The following is a 25,489-nucleotide window of genomic DNA, read 5'->3' as shown; positions in this document are numbered from 1 at the left end:
TACCAGATGTCGCAAATACCCGTTATTACATACATAAAACGGCTGTTTTATTATTTGACGGCACTTGGCAGGTTACTTGCCTTATTACGTTCATGATCCTGGTCATCTCATCCTGCTTTGGGAAGAGGGATATAGCGTATGCAGGAATTGGAACCAAGCCTTGAGGTGGAGAAAAGAACAATGAATTTGCAGAGTGGAATCATTTTGAACAACCATGATGGTAACTATTTTAAAGGAGGATGTATGAAAAGAGTTAAGGCGCAGAAAGTGTATCTCGTAGGTATGTTAATTATGGGTATGTTTATCAGTATACTGTCCGGTTGCGGCGGAGGCGGTGGTGGATCCTGGAAAGAACCGGTAGCTACCGTGAGTGCAACAACCCCGGCCAATGCAGCCACTGTTGTGCCGATCGGCAACAAACTCACCGTAACCTTTAATCAGGCAATGGATCCCGCTTCGATCAACTCGAATACCTTTATCGTCAAGCAAGGTACAACGGTTGTTCCAGGGACCGTGACCTACTCCGGCGTAACGGCGATCTTTACCCCAACCGGCAATTTTACAGCCAGTACGGTCTATACCGTCACGATTACCACCGGGGCCAAGACCCAGGCAGGCACAGCGCTTTCAAGTGACTATGTCTGGAACTTCACCACAGGTACCACTCCAGATACGACCCTACCGACCGTGAACTCCACGGTTCCGGTTACTGCTGCCACAGGTGTGGCGACCAACAGTGCCATCACGGCTACCTTCAGTGAGCCGATGGACCCTGAAACAATCGTACTGCCGGCTACATTTACCGTAAAGCGGGGCGCTACTGTTGTTCCCGGTACGGTGACCTACTCCGGCGTAACTGCGGTCTTTACTCCGACCAGCACTCCTCTTGCCGCTGGAACGTATACCGCCACGATTACCACCGCAGCCAAAGACCTGGGCGGCAACGCACTGGCAGCAAACAAGGTCTGGAGCTTTACGACCACCGGCGCGGTTGCTGATACTATTGCACCCACGGTAGTTTCCACACTCCCGATTAATGCTGCAACCCTGGTATCGGTCAATTACAAGCCGGCCGTTACCTTCAGCGAGCCGATGATCGCGATAACGACAGCAACCCTTACCATGAAACAGACCGTGCTCGGAACCAATGTACCCGGAACCGTTGCCTATAGCGGCTCTACGGCGACGTTCAGCCCGTCTAATCCTCTTGCGTTCAACACCGACTATACAGTTACGGTTAACAACGGCGCCACAGACCTGGCGCTCAACGCACTGGTTGTTCCGGCAACAAGCGGGACACCGAACCCATGGACATTCAAAACAGAGCTGACCCCGGTCCCATTGCCCTTAAACCCGACTGCACCGACCCTGGGCGAGACCGCCCGATTTGTGATTCTGGGCAGTCAGGCCATTACCACAACGGGCGTTACTGCTATCAGTAACGGAGATATCGGCATATTTGATCTGGCTCGTTCGAATTATGCCGGATTTACAACAGGTGCCATACAAGGCCACTTTGACGAACTCACAAACGGTGTGTCATATGCACATGACGATATGCCGCCCTTCGTAATTCCCGCACCATATGCATCTACCATCGCATTTATCAACCAGGTTAGAACCGACCTGCAGGCTGCCGATACCTTCCTTGGGGCCGATCCGAATCCGGGTGCAGCAACTCAGGTTTGCCCGATCCAGCTGGGTGGGCAGGTCCTTACACGTGGCGTCTATAAGACCGCTGTTAATGTTCAGTTAACAACAGGCCCACTCCATCTCGATGCACAGGGCGACCCGAATTCGATCTTTATCTTCTCGATCGGCGGCACACTTACAACCGGAGCTCCGGGCGGCAACATCATCCTTGATGGCGGCGCACTGGCCAAAAACGTCTTTTTCAGGACGGGTGGCATCACGACTATCGGAGCAGGCACAATCTTTTACGGGAACGTATTTGCTGCATCACAGATAAATGTAAATTCCACTGCCGACATAACAGGCCGATTATTTGCGTTAACTGATCGCGTTACCTTGATTGCAAATAAAGTGACGAAAGCACCGTAAGGCTTATCAGATATCCACTCTGTTGGCGGGGTGTAAAAAGGAGGCAGGCTGTATGTCTGCCTCCTTTGCTCCCGGCAGCGAAAACAAACGTAGTCTGAAATACAGAGACAATAGAATTTCTATCCATAAAAGGAGGAAGTAGATGAAGAATAAATTATCAATGAAATCCGTCATGAAAAAGATGGCGCCGGTGTTGCTGGCCTCTGTCTTCATGCTCCCCTTGTCTGCCCGCGCCGAGATCAAGGCCGGCAGTGTTGAAGTAACGCCCTTCGGAGGTGTCAACATCTTCGAAAGCAGACAAAATCTGGAAAACAGCCCGGTGGTTGGTGGACGCTTGGGGTATAACATCACGAATCGCCTGGGCATTGAAGGCACCTGGTCCTTCATGAAGACCTACGTTGAGGATAAGAACGCCGCGTTTATCAGGCAGGGACAGTTCACCCGTCCCATTAACGACGTGAATATCACCCAGTTCAATCTGGGGCTCATTTACCATTTGATCCCCGATGGTGTCTTCAACCCCTACATCGTTGCCGGTTACGGCGTCAATCATTACAGCCCCAAGATCAACAACAAGAATATGTCTATGGCTGATATTGGACTGGGTGCGAAAATCCAGGTGGCCGACCATGTCGCCCTGCGGGTCGATGCCCGCGATAACATGATATTTGATGAGCACATCCACAATCTTGAAACCACCCTGGGGGTCGTGTTTGCCTTCGGCGGTGAGTCTACTAAAACATCCGCACCGCTTGACAGCGATAATGACGGTGTCTTAGATCCTGCCGATAAATGCCCCAACACCCCGGCCGGTGTCACTGTTGACCAGGATGGCTGTCCGCTCGATTCCGACAAGGACGGCGTTCCCGATTATCTCGATAAATGCCCCAATACCCCTGCCGGTGTAGCTGTCGGCAAGGATGGCTGTCCGCTTGATTCCGACAAGGACGGCGTCACCGATAACATTGACAAATGTCCGAATACCCCTGCCGGCGTAACCGTCGACAAGGATGGCTGTCCGCTCGATTCCGACAATGACGGCGTAGCTGATTATCTTGACAAATGCCCCAACACCCCTGCCGGAGTAAAGGTTGACTCCGTCGGCTGTCCTCTTGATTCCGATGGTGACGGCGTCACCGATAATCTTGATAAATGCCCCGGCACACCCGCCGGCGTAAAGGTCGATACAAAAGGCTGTCCGCTTGACTCCGACGGCGACGGCGTACCTGATTATCTCGATAAATGCCCCGGCACACCTGCCGGTGTAAAAGTTGACATGGACGGCTGCCCTCCCGTGGTAAGCGTACCTGCCCACGTTAAGGCCGCAGCAGCCAAGCGCTTCTGCAGCAAACCGGCCGTGTTGGCGATCAACTTCGATACCAACAAGTCGGACATCAAGCCCCAGTACCATGACGAACTGAAAACCGTTGGCGACTTCCTCAGCTACTTCCCTAATGCCAAGGGTGAGATTTCCGGTCATACGGACAGTACCGCCAGCAACGCCTATAACCAGAAACTTTCTGAGCGGCGCGCCGACAGCGTCGAGAAGTACATCAGCTCCACCTTCAAGGTTGACGCCGGCCGCATAGTCACCAAAGGCTATGGCGAGACCAAGCCTGTAGCCAGCAACAAGACCAAGGCTGGTCGTGCTCAGAACCGCCGTATCGTGGCAAACTTTACCTGCGAGTAAGGTAAGCACACGACATACGCAGCAGTAGCTCAACGCCCTTCCGGAACATTCCGGGAGGGCGTTGGTACGTTGCGGAGGTGATGGTGCTGATATGTTCTATTGCAAGGCCCGTTGAATTTGGTGGCTCTCTGTCACATTTGACGGCTTGTGTTGTCGGTCTTTCTATGCCTTTATGCGCCCTTGTTCGTAAATAGCTCTTATAATCAGCATGTTACCATTTGCTGAACTATGTGATTCTCTTCGGCACGATAGTTGTAATTACTTACGGTAGAAGACACTACACAGTGTCCTCCTTCATGCAATAGCCGGGCGGTTCGCTTCCCGGCATTTTTTTTGCTGAATCGTTTTCTTGGACCTGGAACATCTAAAACCAACCCCCTCAATCCACCCTTCCCTATTCATTAAAACAGCCCGCCACATATGACGACTATGTTGCATGCGGTGGCAGATTTTGGTGGTTTGTCTCTTTCCTTGATACGCTCCGTTTTTATTGTATCGCGCAATCAGTACCTTACACACGCAACCTCCCCGGTTCCCCCTTGGCACGATAGATGTACTACTCATTAAGATACAGACCTCAGGTTTGTACAACTTTGAGCGGGGAGAAAACATCATGAAAAACAGATTTATTAACAAAAAGTGGCTGGCGGGATTATTGATGGCGGTTTCTTTAACAGGATGCGGAGATGATGGAGGTAACTCGAATCCGAACAGTGCTGCAAGCGCTGGTTCTGCTATTACCGGGGCAGTCAGTTCTGAAGCTTCAGCCGTTCCCATCGGGTCGGCCTCCAATTATGCGATTCTGGCAAAAACAGGTGTCGCAACCGTTCCTACCTCTGTCGTAACCGGAAATGTAGGATTGAGTCCAGCTGCCAAAGACTTCCTGACTGGATGGTCACAGGCTGATGATGTCACAAATTCATATTCAACGTCTACTCAAGTGGTTGCGCCGGGCAAGTTGTATGCTGCAAATAATACAGGTGGAACAACGTCAGCTGACCTGACCACAGCCGTAGCCAACATGGAAACTGCATACACCAATGCAGCCGGCAGGACAGCTACAAGTGCTGCAACTACAAATCTTAAAGGTGGCGCTCTTGGAGGCGAAATTCTCGCTCCTGGTGTCTATGAGTTTGGCACTGCAGTCGGTATAACCACAGCTGACCTTACACTTAACGGCAAGGCTACTGATGTCTGGATTATCAAAATGACGGGCGCCCTTACCATGGCTGCAGGAAAGAATGTAGTTCTGACCGGTGGTGCATTGCCTAAAAATGTATTCTGGCAGGTAGCCGGTGCCGTAACGATCGATGCTAACGCTCATTTTGAAGGGATTGTGCTGGCCAAAGAAGCTATTACGTTTGGTAATAAGGCGTCCGTTAAAGGCAGACTGTTTTCTCAAACAGCAGTTAATCTCGATGCCACAACAGTTACCGTTCCGTAAGACGAGTAGTCTGAGTACAAGACAGGAAAAAGGGCGATGGACTGACTGTGTGATGATAACTATGAATTTTGGAGGAGAACAACATGAGCAAACGTATCAAGCTTAAGACGAACCTGTTTGACAAATTTACAGTGAAATTCAGCGTATTGGCATTGACCGCAGCACTTCTTTCCGCAGCGCCGTTCCATTCGGCCTATGCTGCGGCACCGGCATTGGGAACTTCTGAGACGTATGCCATTTTGGCCGGTCCGTCAGTGTCTTTGACTGATTCCACCGTCACTGGAGATGTGGGTTCCGGTCTGCCTTTCAGCACCGTCACACAGACAAACAGCGCGGTTAACGGGGTTGTTCATCAGGGTGACCTGGGTTCCATTGCTGCTTACAATGCCTTCCTGGGATCATATGATGCGCTTGCCACCGAACCCTGCAACGTGACCTTGACCGGTACTCTGGCAGGTCAGGTGCTTGCACCGAATGTGTACTGTTTTGATGCTGCAGCTACGTTAACGGGCCAGTTGACACTCGACGGCCCCGCAACCGGGGTCTGGATCTTCAAGGTCGGCAACCTCGGTACCGGCGCACTGACAGGCACCAACTTCTCGGTCGTGATGGCCGGTGGTGGACAGTCATGCAACGTGTATTGGTGGGTTGCCGAGGGCGCAACAATGACGACTTCGAACTTCCAGGGAACCATCCTTGCCGGTATGGACTCCACCTTCACCGGTGGCAGCCTGATCGGGCGAGACCTGTCGAAAGGCGCCGCAACATTGACTGGTGCTACTGTTTCTTCCTGCGGTTCGGGACCAATACAGCCACCAATTGTTCCCGGCAAGGACCATGACAAGGATCACGACAAAAACCACGATAAAGACCATGACAAGGATCACGATTCCGATCATGACAAGGACCATGATAAGGATCACGACAAGGATAATAACAAGCACTAAGCAAAGCATTTGTTTCAACTGTCTGTACAGTATGCGTTGGACATGATATAGATGGGTTCCCGGAGAACACGTTCTCCGGGAATTATAACGTAGTAAAAGGAACCCTAATGAGAACAAAAATCGTTATTTCCCTGTTGGTACTGGCTGTAGTAACCATGTGTTTTGGTTTAAACGAGTCCAATGCCGGTTTTCCGGCACCTCCTGGATTGCCGGGCCTGCCGGGACTGCCGGCCCCTCCCGGTGTGAATGTTCACGTCAATGGTTATCTGCCGGCCCCTCCCGGGGTACATGTCCAGATGGACTCAGGCCGTCCCTACTATGTTGAAAGAGACCGCCGGGTGTATATGGAACGGGAAAGACCCAGACATTACAAAAAGGAAAAGAAACATCGCGATCATGATGACCGTGGCCGCGGACATGAACGTGGACGTGGGCATGACAGGCACGATGATTAATCTCTGCCGGGTCCGGAACTATAGTCCTATTAACATCACATGCCCCGGAGCAATTCGGGGCATGTTTTTTTTGTAAATTGTTTAATCTGCTTAAACGGGCTAGCAGGTTGCCCTCCACATTTAACGGCTATGTTACATATGACGGTTCTTTCTTGCAGTATCACTTACCCTCCCATCTTCAGTTTTTTATCTTATCCAGCACAAACGCTGACTTAACCTCTCAGTACACTCAATTTTCTTTTGGCATGTTAGTTGTAAATATCTTCTTTGAAGAAGGTCATACATTAACATCGAAAGTGCAGTAGTAATAATTGTCCGGATTTGTTGGGTGGCGCAATTTCGCCGTATACTAACCAGGGGAGGAAACTATGCAAAATTTACACTACGGATTGATTCTGATGATGATGCTGATGGGGCCGGTGGCTACCGCCAAAGCGCAGGTGAACATCGGGATCGGATTGCCCAGCGTAAGCATCGGGATCAATCTGCCGCTGTTCCCGGAGCTTGTCGCGGTACCGGGCTACCCGGTCTATTACGCTCCACTGATGGATGCCAATTACTTCTTTTACGACGGCCTGTACTGGGTCTATCAGGACGATAACTGGTACGCCAGTTCCTGGTACAACGGCCCCTGGGGTTTTGTGGAGCCGAATGTCGTCCCGTTGTACATCCTGCGTGTTCCCGTACGCTACTACCGTCAGCCACCGGTATATTTTCGTGGCTGGGCATCGACTGCACCACCCCGCTGGGGACAACATTGGGGACGTGGATGGGAACAGGAGCGCAGAGGCTGGGACAAGTGGAACCGCAGATCAGCACCTTCACGCGCACCGCTGCCGGTTTACCAGCGCCAGTATTCAGGAGACCGCTACCCGCGTGTTGAACAGCAGCAGTCGCTGCGCAGCCAGAGCTATCGTTACCAGCCGCGAGACAAGGCTGTCCAGCAGCATTTCAAGCAGATAGAACAGAGAAGAGTGTCTGCGCCGGACCAGCGCCAGCAGCGTGATCAGCGCGAGCAGCAACAACAGAAGCAGCAGATCGATCAGCGTCAACAGCATGAGCAGAAGCAGCAGATCGATCAACGGCAGCAGCGTGAGATGCAGCAACAGAAGCAGCAGATTGATCAGCGCCAGCAGCGCGAGCAGCAGCAACAGAAGCAGCAGATCGATCAGCGCCAGCAGCGTGAACAGCAGCAACAGAAGCAGCAGATCGACCAGCGCCAGCAACGTGAACAGCAACAGCGCCAGCAGCAAGAGCAGCAGCAAGCACCACGGGTGCAGGAACGCGAACAACGACAGCAGGAAAGAGGCGCTTCACCGGACCAGGGTCGTGAACGCGGCCAAGGTCAGAACAGGGATGACGAGCGAGGCCGGGGACGCGATAAATAACGGCAAATCCCCCTTATCCCCCCTTTCATAAAGGGGGGATAAGGGGGGATTTGTTTTTGAGATGCATAACGGGGTACCCATGAAGACACTGATCGACCTTTTCAATACGTTCGAAGCGCTGGGTGATAAAACCGCCTTTGTCAATCGCACCGGTGTACGGCGCACGGTCGTTTCCTATGGTCAATTTCATGATCTGGCCCTGAGGATGGCGCACCTGCTGGAGCAGCAGGGTGTGGCAGCAGGGGACAGGGTACTGATCTGGGGTCCAAACTCTTCCTGGTGGGCGATCGCCTACTGGGGCATCATCATTCGTGGTGCGGTTGTTGTCCCGGTGGACTTCATGTCCGACCGTGCCCGTGCCGAATCCATTCTCGCTCTGACGAACACCAGCTGCGTTCTGCAGAGCAGATTCAAGCCCGAGCGCATCACGGCAGCCTCCTCGATCCTGATGGAGGATTTGCCATACCTGCTTGAGGATCTCCAGCCGATCAGCGCGATTGCCACAGCCGTTCCCGAAGATACGGCCCAGCTTGTCTATACCTCCGGCACCACCGGCAATCCGAAAGGTGTCATTCTGACCCACAAAAACCTGATTGCCAACATGATCCAGATCAACCGGCATGTACCGATCATCACCCCCGATTTCTGTTTCCTTTCCCTGCTGCCGCTCTCCCACATGTTCGAGCTGATGGGCGGCTTTTTCACACCGCTGTACCGTGGCGCAACGGTCGTGTACCTGCGCACCCTCAAGCCCTCCGCAATCATGGAGGCACTGGGTGAAGAGGACATCTACATCATCATGGTTGTTCCCCGCCTGATGCAGCTGCTGAAAACAACCATCGAGCGCGAGCTGGAGGAAAAACATATTGCCGGACTGTTCCGTGGGCTGGCGCAACTGGCAGAACGGCTCCCGAAAGGGGTGCGTCAGACGCTCTTTTTCCCGGTACAGAACAAGTTCGGCGGCAATTTCACCGCCTTTGTTTCAGGCGGCGCTCCCCTGGATCCGGAGGTCTTCACCTTCTGGAACAACATGGGATTCACGCTCCTGGAAGGTTACGGACTCACCGAATGTTCGCCCGTGCTCTGCGTCAATACCATGGAGCGTCAGGTGGCCGGTTCGGTTGGACTCCCCATGCCGGGGGTCCAGGTGAGAATTGAGGACAAAGAGATCCAGGTACGCGGAGACAATGTCTTTCCCGGCTATTACCAGAACGAAGAGGCCAGCCGCGAGGCCTTCACGGAGGACGGCTGGTTCCGGACCGGCGATCTGGGCGAGTTTCGGCCGGACGGCTGGCTGGTTATCAAGGGCAGGGAAAAGGAGATGATCGTTACCGGTTCGGGGATCAACGTGTATCCCGACGAGCTGGAAGCGGTGCTGAACAGGATCGCCGGGGTGAAAGAGTCCTGCGTCATCGGCGTCGATCGGGACGGGGGCGAAGAGGTGCATGCCGTGCTGATACTGGACGAAAGCGGAAACGCTCCGGAAGGGATCATCGCCCAGGCCAACAGCCAACTGGATGCGCTGCACCAGATTACCAGCCACTCGCTGTGGAACGAACCGGAATTCCCCAAGACAACGACGCTCAAGATCAAGAAATTTGCGGTAAAGGAAGAGCTGAAAAAAGGGACAGAAGGTGGCGATGCCGCTGTCAGCAGGGACAGCCTGCTCAATCTGATCGCTCGGGTGACCGGCACGGCTGTCGCAGAGATCCGCGAGGAGTCACTGCTGGTGGCCGACCTGGGACTGACCTCCATCGATCGGCTGGAACTGATCAGTTTTCTGGAACAGGAATACCGGCTCGACATACAGGATTCCCAGATCGGGCCGCAGACAAAAGTCTCGGACCTGCGCCAGATCATAGTCAAACGGGAAAAACTGACCCGCCATGACCATTTCCGCTTCTGGACCAATTCCAGATTCTGCCGGGGGGTGCGGATGGCCTGGGATGCGGTCTGCCACGGTCCCCTGTTTCGCGGTTTCGTAACGCTGGAGGTGCGGGGCAGTGCGCATCTGGAACATCTGGCCGGGCCGGTGTTTTTCGTGGCCAACCACCTCAGCTACCTGGATCAGCCGGCCATCATGTTTGCCCTTCCGCCAAGGCTTCGCTACACAACAGCAACAGCCGCCTGGGCAGAGTTCTTCTTCGGAGAGTACCATGGTATCAACCGTATCCTGCGGCGCTTAAGCTATGAGTATGCCTCTGTTCTGTTCAACCTGTTTCCTCTGCCCCAGTCCCAGGGTTTCAACGGCTCGCTCAGGTTCATGGGAAGGCTGGTGGATGCCGGCATCAATATCATGATCTTTCCGGAAGGGGGCCATGCCACGGACAACAGGATGCTGCCATTTCAGCTGGGACTCGGCATCATGGTCAAAGAGATGGGGATTCCGGTCGTGCCGATAAAAATCAGCGGAAGCGACCTGGTCCTGCCGCATGATGTGGCGTTTCCGAAAAAGGGGACGGTGACGGTTACCTTTGGGGAGCCGCTGCACTTTCGCTTCGAAGAGCCGGCCGAGATTGTTGAGCTGACGCGCCTGGCTGTGGAGAAGCTTTGAATGCATGACACTTTTACGCAACATGTGAATACCAAAAGGAGAATGGAATTATGTTGATCAAGCGAATGTGGCTGGTGCTGATCGCACTGCTGGTGAGTGGAGTATCGTTTGCTGCCGGAGAGGCAGACCTGAAGATCCATACCGCCAAAGCGGGCGCAACGGTGAAGATCGAACAGATCATCAAGGACGGCAGGGTACTGATAAGTGTTGATGATGCCGATAAAAAACCGCTGTTCGGGTTGACTGCCGCAGATTTCTCCGTAACCGAGTCCGGGCGGACGGCCAGGATCACCTCGGTGCAGCCGATCGCAGAGAGTCTGGACGTACCCCGGCACATTGTCCTTGTTCTGGACAATTCGTTTTCAATGGAAGAGCGCCAGGCCGTCAAGGCCCTGCTGGCCGGTGTCAGCGAACTGCTGAAGATTGTCCGGCCGATCGACGATGTGCAGATGGTCGTCTTTGACGACAAAAAGACAATCAATCTGGGTGGCCGTGATCTGCATGTGCAGATATTCAAATCAGGCCAATCGGCCGAACTGAAGGTTTTTACGGCCAAGGCCTACAGCGAAGGCATTACCTCCAAGACCTATCTCTACGAAGGGATGTACGCCGGTCTTGAGCTCATTAAAAAAATGCCGGCCACTGAACCCCGCTTCATGGTGGTCTTTTCAGACGGGCAGGACCTGAACAGCGCCTTCAAGAGCGAGGTTGTCTCCCAGGCTGCGCAGGGGATCAAGGGCTTCAATGCCTACGCCATCGACTACCTGCAGGGCTCGGCTACCGACAAGTTCCTGACCGCGTTTACAAGCCAGACCCGCGGCCAGACCTGGAAGGCCACGTCCGAGACAAACCTTGTCCCCATCTTCCAGAAGGTCGCTTCCAAGATGGAGCATTATTACGTTGTCAATTACCTGTTCCTCCCCACGGGCACGCTGACTGTGGCACCGGCCGGTCTGACGATCGATGAGGTCCGCTCCATGGGTGCAGCCAGCCCCACCTCGAAGATCGATTCATCAGGTCTGACGCTGCGGCCGGCGGTCGATGCGGCCTCCGGGATTGCACGCTGGAAGGCGGTTGTCAGCAATGCCAGGGGTGTCGTGGCCGAACTGGCAGGAGAAGGCGCACCTGCTGCTGAATTGAAGATTCCGTTGCCGACCACGGACCTGCAGGCGCTTGCCGCCGGCGGCGACCTGGCAGTGAAGATGGAACTGGAGGATAGCAAGGGACAGGCCCTGGCGCTGACCGCCCAGCCGGTCACGGTCAGGCTTGTCCAGACCCGGGCCGGTCTGATTGTCAGCCCGTCCAGCCTGACGATCGAAGAGATCAAAACCATCGATTCATCGCCGATGCTGGGACATATCTACTTTGCCAAAGCGGCTGAAGAGATCCAGTCCCGCTACGTACGCTTCAGTACCCCTGGTGACACGGCAGGCTTTGATGAGCAGAAGTTCGGCACTACTCTGGAAAAATATTATCAGGACCTGAACATCATCGGTAAACGGCTGACCGGCAAACCCGCTGCCACGATCACGCTGATCGGCTGCAACGATAACTCCGGCAAGGAGAAGGGAAACAAGCAACTCTCCACCCGGCGCGCCGAAGCGGTACGGGATTATCTGACGGCAATCTGGAACATAGCCTCTGAACGGATGGCAATTCAGTCGCGCAACCTGCCGGTGAAGCCGAGTTCCATCAACCTCAAGGAAGGGCAGGCGGAAAACCGGAGGGTTGAGATCATTTCAACGGATCCGTCCATCCTTGCTCCGATCCGGAGTACCTACCTGACTAGCCGGATCAATACAGCCACCCTGATGCTGCGTCCTGACGTGGCTGCACCGAACGGGATCGCGAACTGGAAACTGATCGTCAGCAATAGATCCGGAACTCTGACCGAACTGGCCGGGAACGGGGCACCACCCAAGGAGATCACTGTTCCGGTAGGCTCCGGGGATCTCAAGGCCCTGGCCGCCGGCGGTGACATCTCTGTGAAGATGGAGCTGCAGGACAGCAAGGGACAGAATCTGGTGCTCGTTCCGGATCCGGTCAAAGTCATCTTCATCCAGACCAGTCAGCGGCTCGCCCAAAAGCTGGATCTGCGGGTGCAGGAAAAATACGCGCTGATCCTGTTCGATTTCAACAAGGATACGATCGAAGCGCAGAACCAGGAAATCGTCAACCGGATCATGGAGCGCATCAAGACACTGCCCCAGGCTACTGTCGAGATCGTCGGACATACCGACAACATCGGCACGGAAAAGTATAATCTTAAACTATCCGAACGGCGGGCACTGGCTGTGAACAAACTGCTGGCTACGGCCTACGGCGAAACCCCGGGCGAACGTATCCGCTATTCGGGAGTCGGCCCGAATACGCCCCTGTTCGACAACCTGTCTCCTGAAGCCAGGGCTTTCAACCGCACGGTGACCATCACGCTGGAGTACCTGAGCGCCGAGTAGCAGAAATGAGTACAACATTGCCTGACTCCAGTTCGTGGTGCGCTTGTCGAACCACGAACGGGAGATCAGTGCAGTCTTACAGAAGTAATATCTTGAACTGCATGTAGGATTTAGAGTCAATCAGCCACGGAGATTGCGCTTCCCGTTGAAATCGTCCATATATAGTAGCTGCACTGAGCCGGGTTGCAGTGGACCCGCTGCATGTGACACTGATTCTGTCTGAAGATGTGGAGGATAGACCCTATGGATGCCAAGCCGATTTCGCTCCGATACAGCCGCTACGCCCTGGGGCTTCTATTGACGGTGAACCTGCTTAACTACATCGACCGTCAGGTGCTCTTCGCCGTATTTCCCCTGATCAAGATCGATCTGAGTCTCTCGGATACGGCCCTGGGGTTTCTCGGCAGTGCCTTCATGTTCAGCTATCTGCTGATCGCACCGCTCTTCGGCTGGCTTGGTGATCATTGGAGCCGCACCAGGCTTGCAGCGGGGGGGCTGGTTGTCTGGAGTCTGGCCACAGCGCTGGCCGGCATTGCCCCGGGCTACCGGTCGCTGCTGGCGGCCCGTGCCGTTGTCGGGGTAGGGGAGGCCAGCTTCGGAACGGTGTCACCCGGACTGGTGGCCGATTTCTTTTCCAAGGAACAACGCGGTCGGATCCTGTCCTTGTTCTACATTGCCATTCCGGTCGGCAGTGCCCTGGGGTATCTGCTGGGCGGGGTGTTGGGACAGCATTACGGTTGGCATGCCGCTTTTCTGATGGTTGGTATTCCGGGACTGCTGCTGGCGATTCCTATCGCTCTGCTGCGTACGCCCCCACGCGGCGGTGACGCCCCGCACCCGGCCAACCCTCTCCCAGGGGGAGAGGGGAATAGTGCAACCACAGGTTATGCAGCCCTGTTCAGAAACCGCTCGTTTGTCTGCAACACCCTTGCCATGGCGGCCATGACCTTTGCCATCGGGGGGCTGGCCCAGTGGATTCCTTCGTTTCTGCACCGCGTGCATGCCCTGGATGTGGCCAGGGGGAATACATTGTTCGGTGCAACCACAGTGCTGGCGGGGATACTGGGTACCCTGGCCGGTGGCTGGCTCGGCGACCGCTGGCAGAAAAAGAGCGGCCAGGGGTATCTGCTGGTTTCCGGATGGGGATTTTTGATCGGGACACCCTTTGCCGCCTGGGCGATCCTCGCCCCCGGATTGACGAGTTGCATGATTGCGATTTTCTTCGCCGAGTTCTTTCTCTTTCTTAATACCGGGCCGCTCAATACGGTAATTATCAATGTCACGGACCCGGCTGTCCGCGCCATGGCTTTTGCGGTAAATATCTTTTTTATCCATGCCCTGGGCGACGCCGTGTCTCCTTCAATCCTCGGCTGGCTTTCCGATCGCTGGGACCTGCGCAGCGCCCTGCTGATTACCCCCTGTGCCATGGCCCTGGCCGGTCTGCTCTGCTTCATCTGCGGCAGGTTTGTGGTGCAGGATATGGCCCGGGTTGAGGGCGGCTGACCAGGCGGTCACAACAAATGTAAATGCGGCCCAATCGGCCGGTACGATTAAATTCACTGTCTATACAAGGATCCTGTTATGAAATTAATTCAGCTGTCAGTTCTCGTTGCCGCCATGTTCCTCTGCTCGTGCGCCTTGTACGATACCAGGCCCTCAGCTTCAACCCCTGAAGGGGTCGCGTCTCCCAAGCCCCTGGCCGTGCCGGTCGGGAAAAACTGGCAGATCGTCGAGGAGCCTCCGCAACTCAGCAATGATACCGGGCGGCTTCCCTTCCAGTCGGAACAGTCGCTGCAGCCGGATGCGGCAAAGCCGGCAGCGCCTGCGGATCCCAATCGCAAGATCGAAACAACCCGCTGACCGACAGCATACGTGTGCCAGAAGGATCAGGGCCAAATGCCCTGTAAAGGAGAATACCTATGATGTATCTGAAACTGCTGCTGATCGCCTGTCTTGCCCTGCTGCCACTGTCAGGTCATGCGGCAGATGACGGCTACGGCTACCCGATTCCCGGGTCGTACGAAGCCACTATTCTCGGGACCCCGGCCAAGCTCATGCCCGTGTTTCCCGCAAAGATGCGCACCCGTCAGCTGGTGCTGGATGTCATCCCGGACCGGGAGAAACCGCCGATCTTCTTTTACGACGAAGGCTTGCGTTGCACCTTTGCCTACCAGAAGCAGAAGGCCCCCCTGGTCTTCCTGATCGCCGGCGCCGGCTCCAGCGACCGGTCAACCAAGCTCATGACCATGATGAAGGCCCTGTACCAGGCGGGCTTCCACGTAATCACCCTGCCGTCCCCCTCTCATGCCAACTTTATCATCTCCGCCTCCCAAAGCAGGATCCCCGGCGAGGTGACCGAGGACGCGGCCGATCTGTACCGGGCCATGGAGGTTGCCTGGGCAGAGGTGAAGGATGAGATAGAGGTTTCCTCCTTCCACCTGGGGGGCTACAGCCTGGGAGCCAGTCAGGCAGCCTTTGTGGCGAAGCTGGACGAGGATCTCCAGGTCTTCAATTTCCGCAATGTGCTCATGATCAATCCTCCGGTCAGCCTGTTCAGTTCGGCGACAGCGATCGAGGAACTGATGAAGCAGATCCCCGGCGGCTCCCGAAAACAGGGCATCTTTTTCAACAAGATGCTTTCCAAGTTCAGCCAGTTTTACCGTTATGGCAATTTTGTCGCCATCAATGATGAATTCCTGTACTCGGTCTACACCCAAGGCCTGTACTCCAATGAGGAAACCGCCGGTCTGATCGGCCTGACCTATCGTATCAATCTGGCCGGCATGATCTTCGCCTCCGACGTCATGACCAACAGCGGTTACGTTGTGCCGAAGAACCGGGTACTGAGTCCCACCGACAATGTGTTCGATTATTTCCTGGTTTCCAGCCACCTGAGCTTCATCGACTATTTCAACGAGTACCTGTTTCCCCACTTCCAGAATCAGAGACCGGGACTGACCAAACAGGCCTTCATCGATTCCCTGAGCCTCAAGAGCATTGAGGGGTACCTGAAATCGTCCTCCAAGTTCGGTGTGATGACCAACGAGAACGACTTTATCCTGAACAAAGAGGACCTGGAATACCTGCGGCAGCTCTTCGGCGAACGTGCTATGATCTACCCCCGCGGCGGCCATCTGGGCAACCTTGAGTATAAGGATAACCTGGCCTACATGGTCGATTTTTTCAAACTATAAGGCGGTGTACTAATGACTACCAAGAAACGTAACGTCTTATTGAACACCATTGTCATGATGCTGATGGTGACCATGTGCGGCTGCGCCGCACATACGGTGAATACCCCGGCAGAAGTGCCGGCGCGGCACTCGATCAGCGAATTCAGGGACCAGAACTTTGCCGAGGTGACGGACCCCTGGGAGGGCTTCAACCGGAGCATGTACCGCTTCAACTATTACTTCGACAAATACCTGTTTCTGCCGGTTGTGAACAGCTATGAGTTTGTTACCCCCACGTTTGTCCAGCACAGGGTCTCCGGTTTCTACAACAACATCGGGGAGGTCCGCAATCTGACCAACAGCCTGTTCCAGCTGAAAGGGAAGGAGTCTGCCATCACGCTTGGACGTTTCGTGACCAACAGCACCCTGGGGTTGGGCGGTCTGTTCGATCCGGCCACCAGTTTCGGCCTGGAACGGCACGACCAGGATTTCGGCAAGACACTTGGCTACTGGGGAGCGGGCTCAGGGCCCTACGTGGTACTGCCGATCTACGGTCCTTCGTCCCTGCGTGATACAAGCGGACTGGCTGTCGATACCACCATCCGTTACGGAATCCTGACCGCTATCGATCCCTTTGCACACACCGGCAACAGTCTCGCCATCAACACCGGCATCTCGACCCTGGAAGCGGTTGATACCCGGCATCAGCAGAGTTTCCGCTATTTCGAGAGCGGCTATCCTTTCGAGTACTACCTGGTCCGCTTCATCTACCACGAGAAACGTGAAATAGAGTCCGGCAAGCCGCTACCCGTGCAATAATACGTCTCAACAGTGTAAGGAACCTAGGATGTCTACACCTTCAATAAACGAACACGCACGCATGCAACCCATTCTCCAGCAGCATTCTCCTCCGCGGCTGCTGCTCATTTACCCGGCAACGCACAAGCTCGGCTGGGTAAAATATTTCCAGCTGCCGTCCCTGTCGCTTCAGCAGGTTGCGGCAGTGGTGCCTCCCCACTGGGAGGTGACCCTGGTCGATGAAAGCCAGGACCCGATTCCCAGCGGCAGGGACTTCGACCTGGTCGGCATCACCGCCATGACCCATCAGGCCACCCGGGCCTATGAAATTGCCGATCAATTCAGGCAGGAAGGGGTTGCGGTCATTATGGGCGGGATGCACCCGACGGTTATGCCCGAGGAGGCCCTTGCCCATGCGGACGCCGTTGTCATTGGCGAGGCTGAACCGGTTCTGGCACAGCTGCTGGAAGACGTTCTCGCAGGACGGTTGGCCAGGGTCTATCAGGCGCCGATAGCGCAGGACGACAAGCTGATTGTCCCCTGGCCGCGCCGCGGGATCCTGGCCGGCAAACGCTACCTGACCACCCAGACCGTCCAGGCCAGTCGCGGCTGCCCGTACGATTGCTCGTTCTGCACAGTTACCCAATACTTCGGTAATCGCTTCCGCTACCGCGAAGCAACCGACATCCTGGCCGAAATCCGCTCGTTCCCGCGGAAACTCGTGATCTTTCTGGATGACAACCTGCTGGGGGACCCTGCCAAGGCCCGGCCGATCCTTGAAGGGATGGCGGAGATGGGCATCAGGTGGGGCTCTCAAACCAGCCTGCGCTTTGCCGAAGACCGCGACATGCTTAAACTGGTCGCCCGTTCCGGCTGCATCGGACTGTTTGTCGGGATCGAGTCGGTGACCGGGCCTTATTCAGTGCTGGCCAAATCATCCGGCCAGTCTTCGCAGGCCGACCTCATGAAGCGGGTCAGGGATGCGGGTATCATCCTCGAAACGTCCCTGATCTTCGGTTTTGACGATCATGATCAAAGCATCTTCGAGAAGACCCTGGATTTTGTCAGGGAGTGCTCTCCGAGCGTCCCCACCTTCAACCTGCTGACCCCCTATCCGGGCACGAAACTCTTTCAGCAGTTCGAGCAGGAAGGACGTCTTCTGCACCGGGACTGGAGCCGCTACAATCATTCGGAGGTTGTCTTCCGTCCGAAGCTGATGTCGCCCGAGCAGCTCTACCGGGGCTGGCTGGAGGCGCGCAAGGAGGCGTATACCTGGCCTTCCATCCTTTCCAGGGTCTGGAAAAACCCGGGACGCCGCTTCACCAACCTGGCCTACAACATCCTGCGCAAGGGGCCCAATGACCGTCTTACGTACGCTGGTGCGGACGAATTACACGATTGTCCCGCTACAAGGGAAACAGCCGCTGCACACAATCCGGCCATGCCTCGCCATGATACGGAACATGCGAAATAACATCTCCTGCAATAGCGACCTTTCAGTAAGGAGTTTCCCCTCGATTTGATCTGACAGCTAATCGTTGAAGACAAATGCGTTCCAGTTACAACCCTCCCGACTGAACTGCAGCCCGCACTATGCTGAGGTTCCACCATATGTTGAGGGACTGTACAATGTTTTACACCTCTCCGCATTCGCTCCCTGCAATCTAATCACCTGTTATAAATCAAATAAAACGGTGTGGTTCTTTTTGCAGCTTATTGGCAGGCCACTTGCTATGGTATATGTACCAGGTAAATGATTAAAAAACAGAGAACGTACGCTCGGATACTGTTTCGTTATACGACGGCAGATTCCCGGGGAGTGTTTCAACCTGATTGGTGATTGTATGTATCCTGTTTGTCAGAGTTTTTGCAAGGTGACGTGTATGGATAAGCTGCCGACAACCTGTGTTCCCCGACCTTCCAAGCCATATCTATCGCTGTACAACCTGGCCCGGCTCGGATTTTTCCTCTTCGGAATCCCCAAACAGAGCTTCGGATCGGTCGATGTCACCGATCAATGCAACCTGCGCTGCGATCATTGCTATTTCTTTGAACAGGATCATGCCGACCAGTGGACGCTTGAACAGTGGCGGCTGCATTTCGAGGTGATGAAGGCCGCGGGGTTTCGATTCTTTCAATGCGCCTGGGTGGGGGGAGAACCCCTGCTGAGACCGGAGATCATCGAATTGGGCAGGAGCTATTTCAAATATAATACCGTAACCACCAACGGTTCGCTGCCGCTGCCGGACTGGAAGGATGTGAGCTGGTACATATCGGTGGACGGAAACCGGCAGCATCATGAGCAGATGCGCAACTCACCGGGGCTGTACGATACCATCAACCATACGATTGAACAGAGCGAAGGGCTCAAGATTACGATTGCCTTCTGTATTACCAGCGAGAACAGTGTCGATATCTCCGCATCGCTGGCTGAGTGGAGCAGCAATCCGAAAGTCAGAAACATGGTGTTCAGCTTTATTACCCCGGTCCGGGGACTCGATGACTCCTTGTGCCTTGACCGGGATGAAAAAGACCGGATTCTCGAACAATTAAAAGCCGAGAAGAAGGTCTATGGTGATTTTATCGTCAATACGGAGTGCGCGCTCTCGCTGATGAAATCCGACCGGTCCCGCTCGGTCACAGATCGTTGCCCCTTTGCTGAAAAATCATTTGCGCTGGGACCGGACGGGGTGACGAAAGAGCCCTGCATGCTGGGGGCCAAGGCCGATTGTGACCGCTGCGGCTGCGTGGTCCCGTTTTACCTTACCTCGCTGACGAACAGGCGGATTGTTATCAGCGATCTGGCAGCAGCCATTACATCCAAAGTACAGACACTATTTCACACCCGAGGAAACTGACAGATGCTTAATTCTCTAAAAAACTACACCAAAGAAAAAGCGCTTTCCGCCATGCTGCAGCTGGCGGTGAATTCATCGGACGAGACCCTGATCCGGATGACCCATCTGATGGAGATGATCCCCAAGAAGGACTATTACAAGGAACGTATCCGCTGGATTCGCGGCCTGGTGCGGGAAAAACATCCCAGCATCGAATTTCCGCGCCGGATTCTGCGTGATCTGCATCCCAATCAGCGTGACAAATGGATCAGCAACCTGCTGGTGAATCACCTGTTGAACGGCACCAACAAACGCAAGGAATGGAGCGACACGCACGGCTACTATCCGCCGTCAACCGTGGTCATCAGCCCGACCATGCGCTGCAACCTGAGCTGTTACGGCTGTTATGCCGGTGATTATGACAAGTCGCTGGAGCTTTCGCTGGACGAGGTCGATTCCATCCTGACCCAGATGAAGGAGATGGGGGTGTATTTCGCGGTCATTTCCGGCGGAGAGCCGTTTTATATGGAAGGCATCTTCGAGATCTTCAAGAAACACAGCGACATGGCCTTTCTGGTGTTCACCCACGGCGGGCTGATCGATGAAGAGATGGTTGCCAGGCTGACCGAGGTTGGCAATGTCATGCCGTCATTCTCGCTTGAGGGTTATGAACAGGAAACCGATGAACGCCGCGGCGCCGGGCATTTCAAAAAGGTTATGCATGCCATGGACCTGATGAAAGCGGGCGGGCTCTCCTTCTGCGGATCATTCACCCATTCCCGCAAAAACTCCGACATCATCACCAATGGCGAGTACATCGACATGCTGCTGGAGAAGGGGGTCTTTGCGATGTGGCTCTTTTCCTATGTTCCGGTTGGACGCAAGCCTGAACCGGAGCTGATGCCCACCCCCGAGCAGCGCGATGGCCTGCGCCGCACCGTTGCTGGGTACCGCGCTACCAAGCCGATGCTGTTTATCGATTTCTGGAACGACGGGCCGATGATCTCCGGCTGTCTGGCCGGCGGACGCAAGTATTTTCATATCAATGCCAACGGCGATATCGAACCGTGTGTCTTCTGTCATTTCGCCGTCGATAATATCCGGCGCTCAACCATCCATGAGGCCCTGGCATCCCCGTTTTTCACAAAGATCCGGGCCAAACAGGGCGAACATGACAACCTGCTGCGTCCCTGCATGCTGATCGATCAGCCTGCTGCCGGACGTGAGCTGTTTACCTCGGAGGGCGCCTATCCGACCCATGAGGGTGCCGATGAGATCTTTACCGGTCTGGCGGAGAAGATGGATGACTACTCCCGTTCGTATGCGGAAATTGCCGACCCGGTCTGGGAGGAAGAGTTCAAGGATCATCCGTCAAAAGCAGAAAAAACCGTTATCAATAGATGATGTTTTGATTGGTAACTTGCTAAAAAAGCAAGCTATGTAATACTTGTTATCAGGCTGTTGTCGTAGCCGGCAGGTAGGATCAGAGTGGCTCCCATGTATCGCGTACTTCAGGAAAAGGGTTAATGCAGTGACATTTTACAGCAGCCTAAATCTCTTTTTTATAAATCTGTTCACCATCCTGGTGCCGCGTTGGATGTTTCCGCCGTTCACCCTGTTCTTCGGCGGGCTGTTTTACCTGCTGTTGACCGATACCCGGCGGTCCGTGCGCTCCAATCTCCAGGTTGTAACCGGCAGAGATAATGTGGAAGGATTGGTGTTTTCAACCTTCTGCAGGTTTAGCGATAACTGGTGCGATGTGATGCTGCTGATGCGGCTCAAGGGTGATAAACTTCAGGCCATGATCGGGCGGCGCAGCAGCAGTCTCATGCTTGACCAGGCACTGGCGGCCGGCAGCGGTGCGATCATGGTCTCGGTCCATCTGGGCAACTGGGAACTGGGCGGCCTGGGTCTGGCCGACCTGGGATATGCGATCAACGTACTGACGTTCCGCGAGCCGGATGACAAGGTCAATGCGCTGCGTGAGACTCTCAGGCAGGAGCGCGGAATCCGTTACATCTATGTCGACCGGGACGATTCCTCGCCGCTTGCGATCATCGAGGCGGTAAACGCTCTGAGGCGCAATGAGGTGCTGGCCATGCTGGCTGACCGGGACGGATCTTCCCATACGATGCAGATAGATTTTTTTGGCCGTCCTACCAATATTCCGGTGGGCGTTGCCTATCTTGCCATGGCCAGCGGAGCGCCCGTAATTCCGGTTTTTGTCCTGAAGGAAAAAGACGGGTATGCTACCATTATGGAGGCACCGATCTACTTCCGCGGTACTCACGGGGAGCATGGCAGCGCTATCCGGACCGGTATGGAGCGGCTGCTGGCGGTATTTGAGCGCTATATCGGTGCCTACCCCGATCAATGGTTTAACCTGTATGATTTTTTCGGAAGAGTTCACGAACCGGTGGCGCCCAAGGCCCATTCATTGGAGCAGAGCGGTTTGCCTGATAAAAGGATGATGGTATCCGCAAAAACACACACATAGGAAAGGAATAGTTGATGAATGACGATCTGATAGAAAAGGTAAAACTGATGATCATTGACAGCCTGCGCATCGAGGGTATGACGCCTGCTGAAATCGAGACCGATGCACCGCTGTTCGGTGAAGGGCTGGGCCTGGATTCCATCGATGCACTGCAGCTGGTGGTGTCCATGGAAAAGGAATTCGGGGTGATCGTTCCCGACGCTGCTACCGGTTCCAAGGTATTTGCCTCGGTACGCAGCATGGCAGGGTACATCGGGGAAAACGGGAAATAGATTTCTTCCCGTGTCGCAGGATTGTTACCCTGCGCTGTGCGGGGCATATCTCCGGGGTAACAATTTAACGACTGATTGCGTAAAAAACGTTAGGCAGGACATTTGGATAAAAATATGGCCCCGCGGAAACTCCCGTGGGGCCATATACTATTTTGAACCTTTCTGACTTGCAGGATCTGTATGATTACGCTCCCGATACGGGCGGCTTCAGTATGCTGTCGGCTCGATGGTTGTTGTCACGCCGATACTGGTCAGTTTGCTTGCCAGAATAACGGCATCCCTGAGAGTGAAGCGTTCGGTGCTCTTCATCTGCCACTGTTTCAAAGGTACCCGCAGTTCGAGTATCGTCGTCGAAATGTGTTTGGCGGCCAATCTCTTCTGCTCGGCCACTGCTAGCGTCTCGGACAATTGCGAAGCGGCAATCACGGCATATCCCTGATTGTTTTTCACGACAAAAGGGGATTCGCAATGTCGCAGCAATTCCGTCTTACGTTTTTTAGCGGATTCTATGGAGTCGAATGTATCAGCAATTAAACGATAAACGGTACTTTCTGCGGTTTTTGGTATCAGCATGGCCTTGGGGATTAAAGAAAGAAACCTGATGCACATCGCATCGATTCTTTTTTTGTTCGTCGATGGCACTGTTACCAGGTGATAGTGGAGCGGATTCTGTGCGTTCGAGGAGTCGTGCGTCTGTGCTGTCTCGCTAGTATCCGGAATAGTTGCTGACAGTGCCGGTCCGCTGATAATCATGGCGGAAATCAGCGCGAGCAGTATCGAATTGACTGAAACCTTACCCATAACCCCACCTGCAAAGGCTCTCGCCGTTGATTTTGCAAAGGATTGATTAGCGTATTACATCAGAAAAGCAATTGAGCATCCCGATCCATGGAGAGGGTTGCTGAACTCTTGCACTTTGATTATCTTATTCCTTATCTCTGGATTCATCCGTAACTGTCAGATTAACGGAATTATAAACTATCTCCGAAATTGATTTGATAATGTCTGCCTGTTCTTTCCAATTATTTCCACGAGTTAGGATTCCAAGTATATATGGTCCTTTCGGATGGTACACGATTCCAAATTCGTGGAGTTGGAATTCTCCAGGATTCTTTTCGTCTTGAAATTCACCAAACTTTGAAGCAAGTTTTGTCCCTTTAGGAATTCCAGCTGAAATGCCATATGGGAAATCGTCAAAACTCATCAGTTGCAGCGCCTTTTCCGACATTTCCTTGTTTAGGAAAGATGCATTATAAAGAATACGCAAAAAACCTGAATAGCCATGCGCCGTAATTGAATTGTCTTCTCCAATCGTTGTGTTGATTACGTCCATGCTATTAAGAACGTTGATAAGCTCTTCTGGAGTTAGAGCATAATGAAGCAGCGATAATGCACGATTGTCTGAGAAGTTAATCATGTATCGAAGAAGCTCTTCAACCGTATAACTGGCACCGTCTTTTAGTGTCTGCTTTGGTTTATAATTCTGCTGCGGAATATTTCTGCTCTTTTCATAAAACACCAACTTACGCTGGAGAATAGTTGTGTCTTTTTCGGCACGTTTGAGCCAGGCAATCATAACGGCCACTTTCATCATGCTGGCCGGATTGTAATGAGCATCATCATAAATGCCAAACCATGGACCATCCAACAGATCACGATAATAGACCGACATCTCTTTGACTTTTCCGGCTTGTATCTGCTGGTCAACAAATTTCTTAACCTTGTGCTCGAACGAAATTGGGTCGTGCTGGATGTTGTATCCTTCAGGAAGTTCAACATCTAGCAAAGGGGATATGTAATTAAAACCACTCAGCTTGATACGCCTTTCCGTGTTTTTGTCGTGACGCTTATACCAATCGTTGGCAAACCATCCGGCGGCTATGAGAAGAGCCGGTACTATTAAGAATAAAAATACTTTATTGATTGCTTGTCTAGTCATAATTCACCGTAAGTAACTTAAATGCCAGGGAAAGCACATGTAGGTTGAAATAATGCCATCGGGTAGGCATCAGATCTGAAAAGTACCTTGCGATATGGTGTAAATAAAAAACAGGCACCTGCAATTTATCATTGTAAGTGCCTGTTATAATTGGCGCGCCGATGCACATGAATGTGATAACTGGGAAACATGCATTGATATCAGCCCTTTACAGAAATAAACATTATCAGTTGCGCAAATAATCAAATTGTCTGATCGTCTTATTTTGTCTGCAATATAATTTTCACCGGTATTATATGACTAGTAACATAACCCCACCATTTGGTGGTATATTATTACAAATTAGCCCCAAATTGAACTTTTATTCAACTTTATAAGGGATGTTTTCTGAGGATTTCCGAAATATCATGTGTGATTTCCGATGAGTAACACAATCATATAACCCCTAGTTAGTTGCAGGAATAAACATGAATATACAAAATGATCAGCAGTATAAAAATTACATTAAGTCTCATCTTGTAAAGCTCCAGAATCAAGCTAAATCGCGGCTTTCTGAAATTTTACAAGCAGACTTACCCGAAGGAGCTACTGCGTATTTGTTTGAAGCACAACCGGTTCGCTTATGGTCCAAATCTCAGGTCATGATCCGATATATTGACAACCTTCCCAATTGGAATGAAGTGTCTGACCGTGCGGACTTCTTCATCTCTGAATCCTTGGATATTCTTCCTGCTTTTTCAGAAGCAGAAGAAGATAACCTCGATGAATTGGGATTAGATACCGTCACCCTTGATATGGAAGCTGTAATAGAGTGGTTGTATGACTTATTTCACCCAATGGAATCCAATTACCCAGACATAGTAATTTGGGGTGGGATGCACGATGAAAACAGAATTTTCAATTTTTCGTCAGGCAAATGGGAGCAGTAAGGCAAAGCAACTAACCATCGGGTGGTGCGGTGAAGCCCGCACACCCTCA

Annotated in this window: 20 protein-coding genes; 18 read left to right on the top strand and 2 right to left on the bottom strand. The window is 53.4% G+C overall.

Annotated elements, in window-relative coordinates:
• The first annotated feature begins 243 nt into the window (after positions 1 to 243).
• The 17 genes from ACOCF6_RS22960 to ACOCF6_RS22880 all read left to right on the top strand — a co-directional run bounded on the left by ACOCF6_RS22960 (position 244) and on the right by ACOCF6_RS22880 (position 22,572).
• Positions 244 to 2,061 carry an Ig-like domain-containing protein gene (locus tag ACOCF6_RS22960; RefSeq protein WP_482462677.1) on the top strand — a complete coding sequence of 606 codons (1,818 nt, stop codon included), beginning with the start codon at positions 244 to 246 and terminating at the stop codon, positions 2,059 to 2,061.
• Positions 2,062 to 2,203: 142 nt separating this feature from the next.
• The gene (locus ACOCF6_RS22955; protein ID WP_482462676.1) at positions 2,204 to 3,751 is read left to right on the top strand and encodes a thrombospondin type 3 repeat-containing protein; all 1,548 of its coding nucleotides are present in this window, start codon (positions 2,204 to 2,206) and stop codon (positions 3,749 to 3,751) included.
• A gap of 613 nt (positions 3,752 to 4,364) precedes the next feature.
• A complete protein-coding gene (locus tag ACOCF6_RS22950) occupies positions 4,365 to 5,195 on the top strand; it encodes an ice-binding family protein (protein WP_482462674.1) in 831 nt (276 codons plus the stop codon).
• An 83-nt stretch (positions 5,196 to 5,278) separates the two neighbouring features.
• Positions 5,279 to 6,142, top strand: coding sequence for an ice-binding family protein (locus tag ACOCF6_RS22945; protein WP_482462672.1), 864 nt, complete (start codon positions 5,279 to 5,281; stop codon positions 6,140 to 6,142).
• Between the two features lie 107 nt (positions 6,143 to 6,249).
• Positions 6,250 to 6,597 (top strand): hypothetical protein, encoded by a 348-nt coding sequence (locus ACOCF6_RS22940; protein ID WP_482462671.1) that lies wholly within the window; start codon positions 6,250 to 6,252, stop codon positions 6,595 to 6,597.
• 368 nt (positions 6,598 to 6,965) lie between these two features.
• Entirely contained in the window at positions 6,966 to 7,985 is a 1,020-nt protein-coding gene (locus ACOCF6_RS22935) for a hypothetical protein (protein ID WP_482462669.1), read from the top strand.
• Between the two features lie 79 nt (positions 7,986 to 8,064).
• Complete coding sequence (locus tag ACOCF6_RS22930; RefSeq protein WP_482462667.1) at positions 8,065 to 10,539, top strand: AMP-binding protein; 2,475 nt, start codon at positions 8,065 to 8,067, stop codon at positions 10,537 to 10,539.
• Between the two features lie 50 nt (positions 10,540 to 10,589).
• Positions 10,590 to 12,995: an OmpA family protein gene (locus ACOCF6_RS22925; protein ID WP_482462665.1), complete on the top strand. Its 2,406-nt coding sequence runs from the start codon at positions 10,590 to 10,592 to the stop codon at positions 12,993 to 12,995.
• A 243-nt stretch (positions 12,996 to 13,238) separates the two neighbouring features.
• On the top strand, positions 13,239 to 14,498 hold the full coding sequence (locus tag ACOCF6_RS22920) for a spinster family MFS transporter (RefSeq protein WP_482462663.1): 1,260 nt from the start codon (positions 13,239 to 13,241) through the stop codon (positions 14,496 to 14,498).
• Between the two features lie 78 nt (positions 14,499 to 14,576).
• Entirely contained in the window at positions 14,577 to 14,855 is a 279-nt protein-coding gene (locus ACOCF6_RS22915) for a hypothetical protein (RefSeq protein ID WP_482462662.1), read from the top strand.
• Between the two features lie 59 nt (positions 14,856 to 14,914).
• Positions 14,915 to 16,189, top strand: a complete 1,275-nt coding sequence (locus tag ACOCF6_RS22910) for an alpha/beta hydrolase (protein ID WP_482462660.1) — start codon at positions 14,915 to 14,917, stop codon at positions 16,187 to 16,189.
• A gap of 12 nt (positions 16,190 to 16,201) precedes the next feature.
• Positions 16,202 to 16,987 carry an MlaA family lipoprotein gene (locus ACOCF6_RS22905; RefSeq protein WP_482462658.1) on the top strand — a complete coding sequence of 262 codons (786 nt, stop codon included), beginning with the start codon at positions 16,202 to 16,204 and terminating at the stop codon, positions 16,985 to 16,987.
• Between the two features lie 61 nt (positions 16,988 to 17,048).
• Positions 17,049 to 18,440, top strand: coding sequence for a B12-binding domain-containing radical SAM protein (locus ACOCF6_RS22900; RefSeq protein WP_482462656.1), 1,392 nt, complete (start codon positions 17,049 to 17,051; stop codon positions 18,438 to 18,440).
• A gap of 409 nt (positions 18,441 to 18,849) precedes the next feature.
• On the top strand, positions 18,850 to 19,824 hold the full coding sequence (locus ACOCF6_RS22895; RefSeq protein WP_482462654.1) for a radical SAM protein: 975 nt from the start codon (positions 18,850 to 18,852) through the stop codon (positions 19,822 to 19,824).
• A gap of 3 nt (positions 19,825 to 19,827) precedes the next feature.
• Entirely contained in the window at positions 19,828 to 21,207 is a 1,380-nt protein-coding gene (locus ACOCF6_RS22890) for a radical SAM/SPASM domain-containing protein (RefSeq protein ID WP_482462652.1), read from the top strand.
• A gap of 127 nt (positions 21,208 to 21,334) precedes the next feature.
• Entirely contained in the window at positions 21,335 to 22,300 is a 966-nt protein-coding gene (locus tag ACOCF6_RS22885) for a lysophospholipid acyltransferase family protein (protein WP_482462650.1), read from the top strand.
• A gap of 14 nt (positions 22,301 to 22,314) precedes the next feature.
• On the top strand, positions 22,315 to 22,572 hold the full coding sequence (locus ACOCF6_RS22880) for a phosphopantetheine-binding protein (protein ID WP_482462648.1): 258 nt from the start codon (positions 22,315 to 22,317) through the stop codon (positions 22,570 to 22,572).
• A 207-nt stretch (positions 22,573 to 22,779) separates the two neighbouring features.
• On the opposite strand, the gene ACOCF6_RS22875 is transcribed toward ACOCF6_RS22880, so the two are convergent.
• Entirely contained in the window at positions 22,780 to 23,373 is a 594-nt protein-coding gene (locus ACOCF6_RS22875) for a hypothetical protein (RefSeq protein ID WP_482462646.1), read from the bottom strand.
• Between the two features lie 124 nt (positions 23,374 to 23,497).
• Positions 23,498 to 24,511: a serine hydrolase gene (locus ACOCF6_RS22870; RefSeq protein WP_482462644.1), complete on the bottom strand. Its 1,014-nt coding sequence runs from the start codon at positions 24,509 to 24,511 to the stop codon at positions 23,498 to 23,500.
• 467 nt (positions 24,512 to 24,978) lie between these two features.
• On the opposite strand from ACOCF6_RS22870, the gene ACOCF6_RS22865 reads away from it, so the two are divergent.
• A complete protein-coding gene (locus tag ACOCF6_RS22865; protein ID WP_482462642.1) occupies positions 24,979 to 25,440 on the top strand; it encodes a hypothetical protein in 462 nt (153 codons plus the stop codon).
• The last annotated feature ends 49 nt before the right edge of the window (positions 25,441 to 25,489 follow it).

This window comes from Geobacter psychrophilus (assembly GCF_056821595.1).
Note: the sequence above shows the minus strand (reverse complement) of the source record. Positions and strands in the feature narration are given on the sequence as shown.